This window comes from Cupriavidus sp. CER-90 (genome assembly GCF_057652055.1).
Map to the genome: position 1 here is coordinate 3,351,033 of NZ_JBYGYM010000002.1, position 15,080 is coordinate 3,366,112.

13 protein-coding genes are annotated in these 15,080 nt (G+C 67.9%); 10 read left to right on the top strand and 3 right to left on the bottom strand.

The window, feature by feature from the left end; genetic code table 11:
* Positions 1 to 8 precede the first annotated feature (8 nt).
* The 8 genes from AC24R4_RS25865 to AC24R4_RS25900 all read left to right on the top strand — a co-directional run bounded on the left by AC24R4_RS25865 (position 9) and on the right by AC24R4_RS25900 (position 7,736).
* On the top strand, positions 9 to 1,586 hold the full coding sequence (locus AC24R4_RS25865) for an ABC transporter substrate-binding protein (protein WP_400392679.1): 1,578 nt from the start codon (positions 9 to 11) through the stop codon (positions 1,584 to 1,586).
* Between the two features lie 101 nt (positions 1,587 to 1,687).
* A complete protein-coding gene (locus AC24R4_RS25870) occupies positions 1,688 to 2,638 on the top strand; it encodes an ABC transporter permease (RefSeq protein WP_153948146.1) in 951 nt (316 codons plus the stop codon).
* A gap of 10 nt (positions 2,639 to 2,648) precedes the next feature.
* Positions 2,649 to 3,536 (top strand): ABC transporter permease, encoded by an 888-nt coding sequence (locus tag AC24R4_RS25875; RefSeq protein WP_400392671.1) that lies wholly within the window; start codon positions 2,649 to 2,651, stop codon positions 3,534 to 3,536.
* Positions 3,537 to 3,547: 11 nt separating this feature from the next.
* On the top strand, positions 3,548 to 4,630 hold the full coding sequence (locus AC24R4_RS25880) for an ABC transporter ATP-binding protein (RefSeq protein ID WP_400392681.1): 1,083 nt from the start codon (positions 3,548 to 3,550) through the stop codon (positions 4,628 to 4,630).
* 17 nt (positions 4,631 to 4,647) lie between these two features.
* Entirely contained in the window at positions 4,648 to 5,700 is a 1,053-nt protein-coding gene (locus AC24R4_RS25885; protein ID WP_400392673.1) for an ABC transporter ATP-binding protein, read from the top strand.
* A gap of 50 nt (positions 5,701 to 5,750) precedes the next feature.
* The gene (locus AC24R4_RS25890; RefSeq protein WP_400392675.1) at positions 5,751 to 6,941 is read left to right on the top strand and encodes an amidase; all 1,191 of its coding nucleotides are present in this window, start codon (positions 5,751 to 5,753) and stop codon (positions 6,939 to 6,941) included.
* Positions 6,942 to 7,017: 76 nt separating this feature from the next.
* Positions 7,018 to 7,431 carry a DUF3830 family protein gene (locus tag AC24R4_RS25895; protein ID WP_400392677.1) on the top strand — a complete coding sequence of 138 codons (414 nt, stop codon included), beginning with the start codon at positions 7,018 to 7,020 and terminating at the stop codon, positions 7,429 to 7,431.
* Between the two features lie 68 nt (positions 7,432 to 7,499).
* Positions 7,500 to 7,736 (top strand): hypothetical protein, encoded by a 237-nt coding sequence (locus AC24R4_RS25900; RefSeq protein WP_153948141.1) that lies wholly within the window; start codon positions 7,500 to 7,502, stop codon positions 7,734 to 7,736.
* A gap of 21 nt (positions 7,737 to 7,757) precedes the next feature.
* Here AC24R4_RS25900 and AC24R4_RS25905 read toward each other — a convergent pair whose 3' ends face one another.
* Both AC24R4_RS25905 and AC24R4_RS25910 read right to left on the bottom strand, forming a co-directional pair.
* Positions 7,758 to 10,868 (bottom strand): efflux RND transporter permease subunit, encoded by a 3,111-nt coding sequence (locus AC24R4_RS25905; RefSeq protein WP_400395700.1) that lies wholly within the window; start codon positions 10,866 to 10,868, stop codon positions 7,758 to 7,760.
* Between the two features lie 9 nt (positions 10,869 to 10,877).
* A complete protein-coding gene (locus AC24R4_RS25910; protein WP_487523851.1) occupies positions 10,878 to 12,122 on the bottom strand; it encodes an efflux RND transporter periplasmic adaptor subunit in 1,245 nt (414 codons plus the stop codon).
* A 407-nt stretch (positions 12,123 to 12,529) separates the two neighbouring features.
* Between AC24R4_RS25910 and hpnD the strand changes: the two genes are divergently transcribed.
* Both hpnD and AC24R4_RS25920 read left to right on the top strand, forming a co-directional pair.
* Complete coding sequence (gene hpnD, locus AC24R4_RS25915) at positions 12,530 to 13,360, top strand: presqualene diphosphate synthase HpnD (protein WP_400394498.1); 831 nt, start codon at positions 12,530 to 12,532, stop codon at positions 13,358 to 13,360.
* A 116-nt stretch (positions 13,361 to 13,476) separates the two neighbouring features.
* Positions 13,477 to 14,739, top strand: coding sequence for a Zn-dependent hydrolase (locus tag AC24R4_RS25920; protein ID WP_400394496.1), 1,263 nt, complete (start codon positions 13,477 to 13,479; stop codon positions 14,737 to 14,739).
* Here AC24R4_RS25920 and AC24R4_RS25925 read toward each other — a convergent pair whose 3' ends face one another.
* The gene (locus AC24R4_RS25925; RefSeq protein WP_487523852.1) at positions 14,740 to 15,054 is read right to left on the bottom strand and encodes a hypothetical protein; all 315 of its coding nucleotides are present in this window, start codon (positions 15,052 to 15,054) and stop codon (positions 14,740 to 14,742) included.
* Positions 15,055 to 15,080 lie beyond the last annotated feature (26 nt).

Genomic DNA, 15,080 nt, shown 5'->3' on the forward strand with positions numbered 1-15,080 from the left:
GCGCGGCCATGGCCGACAAGGTACTGCGCATCGGCATGACCGCCGCCGATATCCCGCGCACGCTGGGCCAGCCCGACCAGGGTTTCGAAGGCAACCGCTTCACCGGCATTCCGATGTACGACGCGCTGACCGCCTGGGACCTGTCCCGGAGCAACGGCCCGAGCCTGCTGGTGCCGGGCCTGGCCACCGAGTGGAAGGTCGACGACAAGGACAAGACCCGGTGGACATTCAAGCTGCGGCCGGGGGTGAAGTTCCACGACGGCTCGCCGTTCAACGCCGACGCCGTGGTCTGGAACGTCAACAAGGTGCTCGACAAGACCGCCAAACAGTTCGATCCGAGCCAGGTCGGGGTCACGGCATCGCGCATGCCCACGCTGCGCAGCGCGAAGAAGATCGACGACCTGACCGTGGAACTGGTGACGTCCGAGCCCGATTCGTTCGTGCCCTATAACGTCTCGAACCTGTTCATGGCGTCGCCCGCGCAGTGGGAGAAGAAGCTGGCCGCCGTGCCGGCGTCGGTGACCGACCCGGCCGAGCGCAGCAAGCAGGCATGGGTGGCGTTTGCCGCCGACGCATCGGGCACGGGCCCCTTCAGGATGACGCGCTTCGTGCCGCGCGAGCGCCTGGAACTGGCAAGGAACGCCAGCTACTGGGACCCGAAGCGCACGCCGAAGATCGACAAGGTGGTGATGGTGCCGATGCCCGAGGCCAATGCGCGCACGGCCGCCCTGCTGTCCGGCCAGGTGGACTGGATCGAGGCCCCCGCGCCGGACGCCATCGCGCAGATCAAGAGCCGTGGCTTCGAGGTCTACGCCAACGCCCAGCCGCACATGTGGCCGTGGCAACTGTCGTTCGCGCCCAATTCGCCGTGGCTGGACAAGCGCGTGCGCCAGGCCGCCAACCTGTGCGTGAACCGCGCCGGCCTGAAAACGCTGCTGGGCGGCTACATGGCCGAGGCCAAGGGCATCGTCGAGGCCGGCAACCCGTGGTGGGGCAATCCGAAGTTCGACATCAAGTACGACCCTGCAGCAGCCCGCAAGCTGATGAGCGAGGCGGGTTACTCGGCCGCCAAGCCGGTCAAGGTCAAGGTGCAGGTGTCGGCATCGGGCTCCGGCCAGATGCAGCCGCTGCCGATGAACGAATACGTGCAGCAGAACCTCAAGGAATGCTTCTTCGACGTGGACTTCGACGTGGTCGAGTGGAACACGCTGTTCACCAACTGGCGCATCGGCGCCAAGGACCCGAGCGCGCACGGCACCAACGCCATCAACGTCAGCTTTGCGGCGATGGACCCGTTCTTCGCCATGGTCCGCTTCGTCAGCACGAAAACCCAGCCGCCGGTTTCGAACAACTGGGGCTACTTCGGCAATGCCGAGTTCGACAAGCTGATCGAAACCGCGCGTACGTCGTTCGGCGAGAAGGACCGTGACGCCGCGCTGGCCAAGCTGCATGCCCGCATCGTCGAGGAAGCGCCGTTCGTGCTGATCGCCCACGACGTGGGCCCGCGCGCGATCTCGAAGAAGGTCAAGGGCGTGGTGCAGCCGCAAAGCTGGTTTATCGACATAGCGACGATGTCGATGGATTGAGCCGACAAGCAAATGCTGCCGGTTGCTCCCCTCTCCCATGTCAATGGGAGAGGGTGCCATATAGAAATGTCCTCGCCACCCCCACAAGCCGGCCACAGACCATGACTTACCTGCTCCGCCGCATCGTGTATGCGCTGCCGATCCTGCTTGGGGTCGCCCTGCTCTGCTTCTCGCTGGTTCATATCGCGCCCGGCGATCCGCTCGTGTCGGTACTGCCGCCCGATGCGTCCGAAGACCTGCGCCGCCAGCTGACCGCGCTGTACGGCTTCGACAAGCCGTTCCTGGAGCAATTCCTCCACTGGCTCGCGCGCGCGCTGCATGGCGACCTGGGGACGTCGATCGCGACGAACCGGCCCGTGATGGCCGAAGTGTCGAACGCGGTCATCAACTCGATCCGGCTGGCCGCCGTGGCCACGCTGATCGGCTTCACGTTCGGCAGCCTGTTCGGCTTCGTGGCCGGCTACCTGCGCGATTCGGTGCCCGACCGCGTGGCGTCGTTCCTGTCGGTGCTGGGCGTCAGCATCCCCCACTACTGGCTGGGGATGGTGCTGGTCATCGCGTTCTCGGTGCTGCTGGGCTGGCTGCCGGCCACCGGCGCCGGCCCCGACGGATCGGGCTCCTGGCGGTGGGACTGGGAACACATCCAGTACATGCTGCTGCCGGCCGTGACGATGTCGGTGATCCCGATGGGCATCGTCGCCCGCACGATCCGGGCGCTGGTGGCCGAAATCCTGTCCAACGAGTTCATCGTCGGGCTGCGCGCGCGCGGGCTGTCGGAGTTCGCCGTGTTCCGGCACGTGGTCAAGAACGTGGCGCCCACCGCGCTGTCGGTCATGGGCCTGCAGCTCGGCTACCTGCTGGGCGGCTCGATCCTGATCGAGACGGTCTTCTCGTGGCCCGGCACCGGGTTCCTGCTGAACTCGGCGATCTTCCAGCGCGATTTTCCGCTGCTGCAGGGCACGATCCTGGTCCTGGCCGTGTTCTTCGTGCTGCTGAACCTGCTGGTCGACGCGCTGCAGACGCTGTTCGACCCGCGCATCCAACGGAACTGAGGAGCCTGCCATGGAAATGACGCTGAACAAGACCGTGGCGCCGCTGCCGGTGGAACGCTCCCCCGGCTACTGGACCACCGTGGGCCGGCGCCTGCTGCGCAACAGGCTGGCGATGCTGGCCGCGCTGATCCTGCTGGCACTGATCGCGATGGCCCTCTTTGCCCCGGCGCTGATGCCGGCCGACCCGTACGCATCGTCGATTCTCAAGCGTCTCAAGCCGATCGGCTTCGCGGGCTATCCGCTCGGCACCGACGAGCTGGGCCGCGACATGCTGTCGCGCCTGATGCTCGGCGCGCGGCTGTCGCTGTTCATGGGCATCACGCCGGTGCTGCTGGCGTTCGTGATCGGCAGCGCCATCGGCATCGTGGCCGGCTATGCCGGCGGCTGGACCAACACGATCATCATGCGGCTCACCGACATCCTCTACGCGTTCCCGTCGGTGCTGCTGGCCATCGCGCTGTCCGGCACGCTGGGCGCCGGCGTGGGCAACGCGCTGCTGTCGCTGACCATCGTGTTCGTGCCGCAGATCGTGCGTGTGGCCGAAAGCGTGACCACCCAGGTGCGCAACCGCGAGTTTGTCGATGCGGCGCGCGCCTCGGGCGCCTCGTCGCTGACCATCGTCCGGGCGCACGTGCTCAACAACGTGCTGGGACCGATCTTCGTCTACGCCACCAGCCTGATCTCGGTGTCGATGATCCTGGCGTCCGGCCTGTCGTTCCTGGGGCTGGGCGTGAAGCCGCCCGAGCCCGAATGGGGCCTGATGCTCAACACGCTGCGCACGGCCATCTACACGCAGCCGTGGGTGGCGGCGCTGCCCGGCGCGATGATCTTCCTGACCTCGATCTCGTTCAACCTGCTGGCCGACGGCATCCGCTCGGCCATGGAAATCAAGGAGTGAGCATGGCCGAGATGCTGGCAACCCCCCATCCCGCCGTACCGGGCGCCGCCGCCGATGTCGGCGGCCCGGCCCAGCCACTGGTGATCGCTCGCGACCTCGTCAAGCATTTCCCGCTGAAATCGGCGGTGCCGTTCCGCGCCGGGGGCGTGGTGCGGGCCGTCGATGGCGTCAGCTTCGACGTGCTCAAGGGCGAAACGCTGGGCGTGGTGGGCGAATCCGGATGCGGAAAGTCCACCACGGCGCGGCTGCTGATGCAGCTGACGCCCCACGACAGCGGCGAACTGATCTTCGACGCCCAGGGCGTGGGCTCGCCGCAGTTGCCGATGAAGGCCTTCCGCAGCCAGGTGCAGATGGTGTTCCAGGACAGCTATTCGTCGCTGAACCCGCGTCTGACCATCGAGGAATCGGTCGCCTTCACGCCGCGCGTGCACGGCGTGCCGTCCCGCGAAGCCACCGAGCGGGCGCGCTATCTGCTGGAACGCGTGGGCCTGGACCCGAAGCGATTTGCCGGCCGCTATCCGCACGAACTGTCGGGCGGCCAGCGGCAGCGCGTGAATATCGCGCGTGCGCTGGCCCTGCGGCCGCGCCTGGTGATCCTGGACGAAGCGGTGTCCGCGCTGGACAAATCCGTCGAAGCCCAGGTGCTGAACCTGCTGCTGGACCTCAAGGCCGAGTTCGACCTGACCTACGTCTTTATCAGCCACGACCTCAACGTGATCCGCTACCTGTGCGACCGCGTGATGGTCATGTACCTGGGCAAGGTCGTGGAGATCGGCGACACCGAATCGGTCTATGCCAACCCCGCGCACCCGTACACGCGCGCGTTGCTGGCGTCGATGCCGTCGATGGACCCCGACCACCGCACCCAGGCCGCGCCGCTGGCCGGCGACCCGCCCAACCCGATCAACCCGCCGTCCGGCTGCAGCTTCCATCCGCGCTGCGCCCGCGCCGAGCCCGTTTGCGAACGGCGCGCGCCAATGCTGTCCGATGCGCTGGCCGGCCATCCGGTGTCGTGCCTGATGGCGATGCCCGACGGCGGCCATTCGCTGCCGCTGCGCCGCATGACGCCCGGCCTGCACGCCGCCACGCCCTGATTCGCCGGAGATTTTCGATGTCCACAGACTCCACCAGTTCCTCCTCCAGCCCCGCCGCCTCCGTCACCCCGGCCGCGCCGGCCGTCTCGGTGCGTGACCTGCGGGTGACGTTCTCGGGCGGCGGCAAGACCATCCGAGCCGTGAATGGCGTGTCGCTCGACGTCGCGCCGGGCGAAGCGGTTGCCCTGATCGGCGAATCGGGCTCGGGCAAGAGCGTGACGCTGCGCGCCCTGATGCGCCTGCATCCGCCCCGCCGCACGACGATGCAGGGCGATATCCGCGTCGCCGGGCAGGACGTCCTCAAGCTCGACAAGCGCGCGCTGGCCCGCCTGCGCGGCGGCATCGTCGCCATGGTGTTCCAGGAGCCGCTGCTGGCGCTCGACCCGGTCTACACCGTGGGCCAGCAGATCGTCGAATGCATCCGCACCCATCGCAAGGTATCGCGGGCCGAAGCCCAGGCGCTGGCGCTCAAGGCGCTGGAATCGGTGCGGATTCCGAGCCCGGCGCGCCGCCTGGCCGCCTATCCGCACGAGATGTCGGGCGGCATGCGGCAGCGCGCGATGATTGCGCTGGCGCTGTCCGCGCAGCCGAAGATCCTGCTGGCCGACGAACCGACCACGGCGCTCGATGCCACGGTGCAGATCCAGGTGCTGATCCTGCTGCGCGAACTGCAGCGCGAACTGGGCCTGTCGATTGTCTTCGTCACCCATGACATCGGCGCGGCCGTGGAGATTGCCGACCGCGTGGCCGTGATGTACGGCGGCCGTATCGTCGAGGAAGGCCCGATCCGCACGTTGATGCGCGAGGCGCGCCATCCCTACACCATCGCGCTGCTGCAAAGCCGCCAGCATGGCATGGACCGCGGCCAGCGCCTGCAGACGATCGGCGGCGCACCGCCCGACCTGGCCAACCTGCCGCCGGGCTGCACGTTCGCGCCGCGCTGCGCGCAGGCGTGGCCCGAGTGCCGGGCAGCCGTGCCGCCGGCGGTATCGCTGGGCGGCGGCCACCGCGTGAGCTGCGTGCTGGTATCCGAACCCGCCTCCAGCGCCTCCAGCGAATGCGCGGCATGACCCCTTAGCGGCATGACCCCTTACCGTCTCGACCAAGGAAACCGAACACCATGAGCCTGGCCACCCATCCCGCCCGCGCCTTCCTGCCCTACCCCGATGCCGCCGTGCCGAACGCGGGCACCGGCCCGCTGCGTGGCCTGACCTTCGCGGTCAAGGACCTGTTCGATGTGGCCGGCTACCCCACCGGCGGCGGCAATCCGCATGTGCTGGCGCGCTCGGGCATCAAGACCGCCACGGCGCCCACCGTGCAGAAGCTGCTCGACGCCGGTGCCAAGTTTGTCGGCAAGGTCCACACCGACGAGCTGGCCTTCTCGATGAACGGCCAGAACTACCACTACGGCGGCCCGTACAACGGCGCGGCGCCCGACCGCATCACCGGCGGGTCGTCGTCGGGATCGGCGTCGGCCGTGTCACACCAGCTCTGCGACTTCGCGCTGGGCACCGACACGGGCGGATCGGTACGCGCGCCGGCCAGCCATTGCGGACTGTTCGGCATCCGGCCCTCGCATGGCCGCATTTCGCTGCAGGACTGCATGCCCCTTTGCGAATCGCTCGATACCTGCGGCTTCTTTGCCCGCGATATCGCCACGTTCGCCCGGGTGGCGGATGTCCTGTGCGGCGCCGATGGCGATCCGCTGCCGGCCCGGCCCCGGCTGCTGCTGGCGTCCGACCTGTTCGTCCTGCCCACCCCGGCCGCGCGCGCCGCGCTGACGCCGACCGTGGCCCGCATCGAAGCCATCCTGGGCAAGGCCACGCCGGTGGAGGTGGCGGACCGTCCGCTGTCAGACCTGTACTGGGCGTTCCGCTACGTGCAAGGCTGGGAAGCCTGGCAGGCCGACGGCGCGCTGATCGAAAACTACGGGTTGCAGCTGGGGCCCGATGTCGCCGGCCGCTTTGCCTTCAGCAAGGGCGTGACGCAGGCCCAGTTCGAACAGTCGAGCGCCGTGCGCCGCGAGTTCACCGCGCACTTGGGCCGGCTGCTGGGCCATGACGGCATCCTGGTGCTGCCGACCATGCCCGACATCGCCCCGCTGCGCGCCACGCCGATGGAAGCACTGGAGGACTACCGCACGGCGGCCGCCCACACGCTGTGCCTGACGCCGCTGTCGGGTTTTCCGCAACTGAGCCTGCCGCTGTCGGGCCGGGACGGGGCGCCGCTGGGCATCTCGCTGCTGGGGCCCAAGGGCAGCGACCGCAGCCTGATCGCCGTGGCGCAGACGCTGATGACGGCACTGGTCTGACGGGCCGGCATAGGCTACGCTCCACTGGACCCCGCCGCCCCGTGCCGGCGGGGACCGACACGCAACAGGAAAACTCATGACCCGACTCCGCATCACCGCCGCCGGCCACACATTCATCGCCGAGACGCACCCGGACGCCCCCGACACCGTGGCCGCCTTCATGAAGCTGCTGCCCTACCGGCAGAAGCTGATTCACGTGCGCTGGAGCGGCGAAGGCTGCTGGATTCCGCTGGGCGAATTCAAGCTCGGCGTGGGCTTCGAAAACCACACGAGCCATCCGTCGGTGGGCGATATCCTGTTCTATCCGGGCGGCTACAGCGAGACCGAGATCATCCTGGCCTATGGCAGCTGCTGCTTCGCCAGCAAGATGGGCCAGCTGGCCGGCAACCATTTCCTGACCATCGTCGAAGGCAAGGAAAACCTGCGCGCGCTGGGCACCAAGGTGCTGTGGGAAGGCGCGCAGGACGTGGTGTTCGAGCTGGCCGAGTAGCCGTCCAAATAACGGACAGCTTGCGACGGGCGGCCGGCTCGGCCGCGACGCCGCACCGGAGACATCCCATGTACATGATCTACTGGACCGAGGCCACTGCCCAGGGCATGGCCCCGCACGCCCAATCGTTCCCGGGCGACGCGCTCCGGGACGCGCTGCAGTTCGCCGAGGCGCTGCGCCGGCGGCAGTTCGCGGGCGAGCCGGTGAGCTTTGTCACGCTCTGTTCGGAAAACCCGAACTCGGTGGGCAAGCCCGGCGCGGCAGACCCGGCGCCGGACTACGAATGGAAGAAGCGCCGGCCGTAAGGCCAGCGCCCGCGACCCCGATCAGCCCGCCATCACCCCGCGCTCGTCCTCGGGCGGCTTGATGCGGAACCACGTGGCATAAAGCGCCGGCAGGAACAGCAGCGTCAGCACGGTGGCCACCACCAGCCCGCCCATGATGGCCACGGCCATCGGCCCCCAGAACGTGGACCGGGACAGCGGGATCATGGCCAGCACCGCCGCCGCGGCCGTCAGGATGATCGGCCGGAAGCGGCGCACGGCCGATTCCACGATGGCGTTCCACGGCGGCAGCCCGGACTGGATGTCCTGCTCGATCTGGTCCACCAGGATCACCGAGTTGCGGATGATCATGCCCAGCAGCGCCGTGATGCCCAACTGCGCGACAAACCCCATTGGCGAATGCAGCAGCAGCAGCGTGGCGGCGGCGCCGATCAGGCCCAGCGGGCCGGTCAGGAACACCATCACCGCGCGCGAGAAGCTGTGCAACTGCAGCATCAGCAGCGTGAAGATCAGGAAGATGCACAGCGGCAGCTGGGCCGCGATCGACGCGCCGGCCTTGCCGCTTTCCTCCTGGGCACCCGCGATCGTGATCCGGTAGCCGGCCGGCAGCGCGGCCCGGATCGGGTCCAGCTTGGGATTGATCTGCGCGGTGACGGTCGGGCCCTGGATGCCATCGACGATATCGGACTGCACGGTGATGCCGAAATCGCGGTTCTCGCGCCAGATCACGCCGGGCTCAGACTTCAGCGTGACGCGCGCAACCTGCGTCAGCGGCACGGCGCGCCCGGTGCTGGTGGGCACCAGCACGTTGTTCAGGTCCGACATCGTGTCGCGCTCGCTGCGCGGCGTGCGCATGATGATGTCGATCAGCTTGTCGGCGTCGCGATACTGGCCCACCGGCACGCCCGTCAGCACGGCCTGCGTGGCCCGCGCGATGGCGTTGGTCGTCACGCCCAGCGCCCGCGCCTTGTCCTGGTCCAGCTCCAGGCGCAGCATCTTGACGTTCTCGTTCCAGTTGTCATTGACGCCCACCGTGTTGGGGTTGGCCGTCATGATCGCACGCACCTGGTCGGCCACCTTGCGCACCCCGCCGGCGTCGGGCCCGATCACGCGGAACTGCACCGGATACTGCACCGGCGGCCCGTTCGGCAGCAGCTTCACGCGGCCGCGCAACTGCGGAAATTCCGTGACCAGCACGCGCTCGATGCGCTTGCGCAGCGCATCGCGCGCTTCCACCGTGACCGGCATCACGATGGCCTGGGCCACGTTCGACTGCGGAAAGATCTGGTCCAGCGGCAGGTAGAAACGCGGCGCGCCGGTGCCCACGAACGACGTCACGCTTTGCACGCCCTTGTCGCGGCGCATGGCGGCCTCGAAGCGTTTGGTCATGGCCTCGGTCTCGGCAATGGCGGTGCCCTCGGGCATCCACAGCTCCACCATCAGCTCCGGGCGGCTCGAATCGGGGAAGAACTGCTTTTCGACGTACTTGAACGCCAGCAGACCCAGCGCGAACGCCACCAGCGTGATCGCGATCACCGTCTTGCGCCACGTGACGCACCAGTTCACCAGTTGCCGGAAGCGCGCGTAGAACGGCGTGTCGAACACCTCGTGATGGCCGCCGTCCTGCGTGCGCGTCTTGAGGATCAGGTAGCCCAGATACGGCGTGAAATAGACAGCCGCCAGCCACGACAGCACCAGCGCCAGCGACGTCACCGCAAAGATCGCGAACGTGTACTCGCCAACCGTGGAGCGCGCCAGCCCCACCGGCAGGAATCCGGCCGCCGTGATCAGCGTGCCGGTCAGCATCGGCATGGCCGTCGAGGTGTAGGCAAAGGTGGCCGCCTCCATCTTCGAGAAGCCTTCCTCGAGCTTGCGGACCATCATCTCCACGGCAATGATGGCGTCATCGACCAGCAGCCCGAGCGCGATGATCAGCGCCCCCAGCGATATCTTGTGCAGGCCGATGCCGAAGATGTTCATGAACAGGAACGTCACCGCCAGCACCAGCGGGATGGTCAGCGCCACCACCAGGCCGGGCCGCACGTCCAGGCGCAGCGGCCGGGTATGCAGGCCCAGCGCCACGAAGCTCACGCCCAGCACGATCACCACGGCCTCGATCAGCACGTGCACGAATTCGCCCACGCTGCGCTTGACGGCCTGCGGCTGGTCCTGCACCTGGTCCATCTCGATGCCCACCGGCAACTGCCCGCGCAGGCCATCGGTCACGCGGCGCAGTTCCTGGCCCAGCGCGATGATGTCGCCGCCCTTTTCCATCGAGATGCCCAGGCCGATCACGTCCTTGCCGTTGAAGCGCATCTTGCTGACGGGCGGGTCCACATAGGCACGGTACACGTGCGCGATGTCGCCCAGGCGGATATTGGCGATGCCGTTGGGCCCGCGCAGCACCAGGTTCTGCAGGTCTTCCACGTCGCCCAGCTGGCCCGTGACGCGCACCTGCAGGTTGTCGGTGGGCGTCACCAGCACGCCGCTGCCGGTGGGATTGTTCTGCTCCGAGATCTGGTTGGCGATGGCGTTGATGTCCAGCCCCAGCTGGGCAAATCGCGCCTGGTTGAACTCGATGAAGATCTTCTCGTCCTGCAGCCCCAGCAGCGTGACCTTGGCGACGGCCGGAATACGCAGCAGTTCCTGCCGCACCAGGTCGGCGTATTCGCGCAGTTCCTTGTAGCTGAAGCCGTCGGCGGACAGCGCGTAGATCGAGCCGTAAACGTCGCCAAACTCGTCGTTGAAGAACGGCCCGCGCACGCCCTGCGGCAGGGTCTGCTGGATATCGCCGATCTTCTTGCGCACCGTGTACCAGATCTGCGCGGTGTCCTTGGCCGGCGAATTGTCGGCCAGCTGGAAAATCACCGTGGTTTCGCCCGGCTTGGAGAAACTACGAATCTTGTCGGCATATGGCACTTCCTGCAGTTGCCGTTCGATCTTGTCGGTGACCTGCACGGCAATCTGCTCGGCCGTGGCGCCAGGCCAGAAGGCCTGCACCACCATCACGCGGAACGTGAACGGCGGATCTTCGTCCTGGCCAAGCTGGAAGAACGCCAGCAGGCCGCCCAGCAGCAGCACGACCAGCAGGTAACGCGTGAGCGGCTGGTGTTCGAGCGCCCAGCGCGACAGGTTGAAACGGGAATGTTCCATGCGCCGCCCTCAGCCCAGGCGGCGGTCAAGGGCGCTCAGCTGCGCGCCGGGGTTCGAGGCCGGCTGGGCCGGCGCCACGCTCTGCATCGGCTTGACCTTCTGCCCGGGCTTGAGCAGATGGACGCCGGCCGTGACGATGGTCTGGCCCGGCGTCAGACCCTGCCGCACCTCGATCAGGTTGCCCTGCGCGTCGCCCAGCGTCACCGGCACCGGCTTGACCGTGCCGCTGCCGCCCTGGCCGGGCTGATAGATCCACACCTGGTTGGCGCCCTTGTCCTGCAGCAGCGCGGTCAGCGGCACGCGGATCGTGGCCGCATCGCCGGTCCGGGTGAACGACACCACGGCCGTCATGCCGATGCGCAGGTCAGCCGGCGGGTTGGGAATGCTGACGCGGGTGGGATAGGTTCGCGTGACCGGATCGGCGGCCGCCGAAATCTCGCGCACGCGGCCCGGCAACGTGCGGTGCGGGTCCGACCACGTATGGATCGACACCTCGGTGATGCCACGCAGCATGTCGACCTGATCCTCGGGCAGGCCGATGGCCACTTCCTTTTCGGCGGTCTGCGCCACACGGATGACCGGCTGGCCCGGCGTGACCACCTGGCCCACCTCGGTATCGATGGCGGTCACCACGCCGTCGGCGTCGGCCGTCAGCACCGCGTAGCCGGTCTGGTTCGACTGGTTGCGCAGGCTGGCCTGCGCCTGTTCCAGCCGCGATGCGGCCGAATCGAAGGTCGCCTGGCGGCGGTTCAGCTCGGCCGCGCTGATGAAGTTCTTGGCCGCCAGTTCCTTGTAGCGTTTCAGGTCGGCGGCGGCCAGGTCGCGGTCGGTTTTGGCCGCATCGTACTGGGCCCGCGCGCCGGACTCGGCCAATGCCAGGTCGGTCGGATCGAGCCGGGCCAGCGGCTGCCCCTTGCGTACGCTGGCCCCGACATCGACCAGACGGGCCGCGATCTTGCCGCCCACCCGGAATCCCAGCCGCGACTCGATGCGCGGGCGCACTTCGCCCGAAAACTCGTACTCGGTCTTGCCGGCCGCCGGGCTCAGTTGCATCAGCCGCACCGGCCGCACGTCCTCCACAGGCTCGGCCTGCTTGCCGCATCCGCCCAGTGCCAGCAGCCCGGCCATCGCCAGCAGCCCAACAGCCGCACGGGCCCGCCCCGGCCGCACCGGGCGGCGTACGGCCAGGCGCGACTTGGGAACGAGATCAACTTCAGCGGCCGCAACTTCCGGCCTGGCAACGGGCACTGGCATGGACAAGCGTCTTTGAGTCGGTGGAAAAGGATGAAGCTGGGTGCAGCAAAAACCGGCTGAAACTCGGGCTGATTCCGGCAGCGGTACTGCGCGGCCTTGCGGCCGGATGGTGTCTCGCTGGCGCCTCGGGTCGGGCGCGTTGCCGCCGTTCCGGTCGATTCCCGCAACTTCGGAAATCGGCCATGGGGAGTTAATAACTTTGCGGTCAGTAATATAGCGAGCGGCCATGAGTGCGTCAAACGCCGGATGACGAACGGCTGTATTCCGCGACAAAACGCCACGTTCCCGGCGCGGCACGCAATAAGGGCCTTTTTCATCACGCAATCGCCGGGGCCGCGCCAGGTGGCCAATGTTACAATTCGCCGCTTTGGCGCCGCCCCCCGCCGCCCCACCAGAAAGAGATTGGCGTGACGCCCGATCAGTATTGCCAGGACAAGGCCGCGAAAAGCGGCTCCAGCTTCCATTACAGCAGCCTGCTCCTGCCCCCCGAACGCCGCCGCGCGCTGACGGCCCTGCAAGCCTGGCGCCTGGAGCTCGATGCCATCGTTCACGAGAACCATGATGCCGGCGTGGCCCTGCAGCGGCTGGACTGGTGGCGCGCCGAACTGCGCCGCCTGTACGAAGGCAGCCCGAATCATCCCGTCAGCCACGCGCTGTTGCCCTACCTGGCCAGCCTGCCCCAGGCAGAGATGACCCAGGTGCTCGACGGCACCGAGATGGACCTTGCCCAGTCGCGCTATTTCGACGAGGCGGCGCTTGGCCGGTACTGCAGGCTGGTGGGCGGTACGCTCGGCAAGCTGTCGGCACGGCTGCTGGGCTTTACCGATGACCGTACGCTGGAGTCGGCCGAAAAGCTCGGGCTGTCGCAGATGCGCATCCGCATCGTGCGCGAGGTGGGCCACGACGCCCGCCAGGGCCGCGTCTATATTCCCGTGGATACCTTGCAGCGATTCGAGGTGCCGGTGGCCGACATCATGCAGTCGCGCCATTCCGCGCAGTTTGTGACCCTGATGCGCGAACAGGCCGCGCTGGCCCGCACGCTGTACCAGGAAGCGCTGGCGCTGCTGCCCCGCGCCGACCGCCGGGCCCAGCGCGCGGCGCTGGCGCTGGCGGCCATCCACCATGCCTTGCTTGACGAGATCGAAGCCAGCGATTTCCAGGTGCTGACCCAGCGCATTGCGCTGACGCCCATGCGCAAGCTGTGGCTGGCGTGGAAGACCTGGCTCAGGAATGGCTGAGCGCGGGTGCCTTGCCGCATCGGCCCCTTCGGCTGCCTTTTTTTCACCCCTTCTGCCGCCTTCGCCGTCCCCTGCCGTCAGTTCCTGGCGGCCAGTCGTTTCAGAGTATTGATGCCATGACCACTGCCACGCCCTCTCTTGGCCAGCTGATTCTTGATCGCGCCGACGCCCTGGCCCGGCACTCCGATATGGAAGGCGGCCTGACCTGCGCCTACCTGACGCCCGCCCATACCCAGGCGCAGGCGCTGCTGGCGCGCTGGATGGAAGATGCCGGCATGGCCGTGCGCATCGACGCCATCGGCAACGTGATCGGCCGCTATGCCGCCGACCCGGCCGAGCGGCACCCCAAGGTGCTGATGACCGGGTCGCACTTCGACACGGTGCGCAACGGCGGACGCTACGACGGGCGGCTGGGCATCCTGCTGCCCATCGCCGTGGTGGGCGCGCTGCGCGACGCGGGCATCCGCCTGCCCTACCACTTCGAGGTGGTGGCTTTTGCCGAAGAAGAAGGTCTGCGCTTCAAGACCAGCTTCCTGGCCAGCAGCGTGCTGGCGAACCGCTTCGATCCGGCGTTGCTGGACCGCGTAGACACCGATGGCGTGTCGATGCGCGATGCCTTGGCGCAGGCGGGCTTCCCGGGCGCGGGCAGCCTGGACGCGCTGCGCGCCGCGGCGGTCGATCCCGCCACGCTGGCCGGCTTTGTCGAGGTCCATATCGAACAGGGTCCGGTGCTGCTGAATCGCGGCCTGCCCCTGGGCATCGTGACGCAGATCGCCGGCAGCAGCCGCTTCCAGGTGCGTGTGGAGGGGCTGGCCAGCCATGCCGGCACCACGCCAATGGATATGCGGCGCGACGCGGCCGCCGGCGCAGCGGAAATGATCTTGCTGGTGGAGCAGCGCTGCGGCCAGGTGCCGACGCTCGTCGGCACGGTGGGCCAGCTGCAGGTGCCCAACGGATCGAGCAACGTGATTCCGGCCGCATGCGTATTTTCGATGGACATCCGCGCGGGCGAGGACGGCATCCGCGAAGCGGCCATCGCCGATATCGTGGCAGGTATCGAGACCATTGCCGCCCGGCGATCGCTCCAGGTCGCCGTGGAACGGGTCACGCCGGTCAACAACGCCCCGTGCGCGCGCTGGCTGATGGACCAGTTCGCGGCGGTGTTGAAAAAGCGTGGGCTGGAGCCGTTCGAGCTGCCTTCAGGGGCCGGGCACGACGCGATGATGATGCAGCGGATCACCGATGTGGCAATGCTGTTCGTGCGCTGCGGCAATGGCGGGATCAGCCACAATCCGGCGGAAACGATCACGGTGGAAGACGCCCAGCAGGCCGCCGAGGTATTCGTGGACTTCCTGCGGCACTTCCGGACGGCGGGCTGATCAGCCGCCCTGGTACATTTCCTTGCCGATGTCGTAAAGATTCTTGCGCAGCGTCTTGCGTTCGTCGGGCGACAGGCGCTGGCTGCCGCCGCGCTGCCCCTGACGCGCGGCACGCTCGGCCATGTCGCGCTCGGTCTCGGCACGATCATTGCGGCGGGGTTGCTGACGGTTGCGTTCGGGTGCCGACGGGCTGCTGCCCGGGCCCCCAGGCGGCTGGCCCTTGGGATGAAGCAAATGCGCCATGCCCGCCGACTGGGCGAATGCCGGGGCAGGCGCCGCGGCGATCAGCAGGGTCAGGCCGGCCAGACAGACCACTCGCGCGCAAATTGTGCGACGCAGGG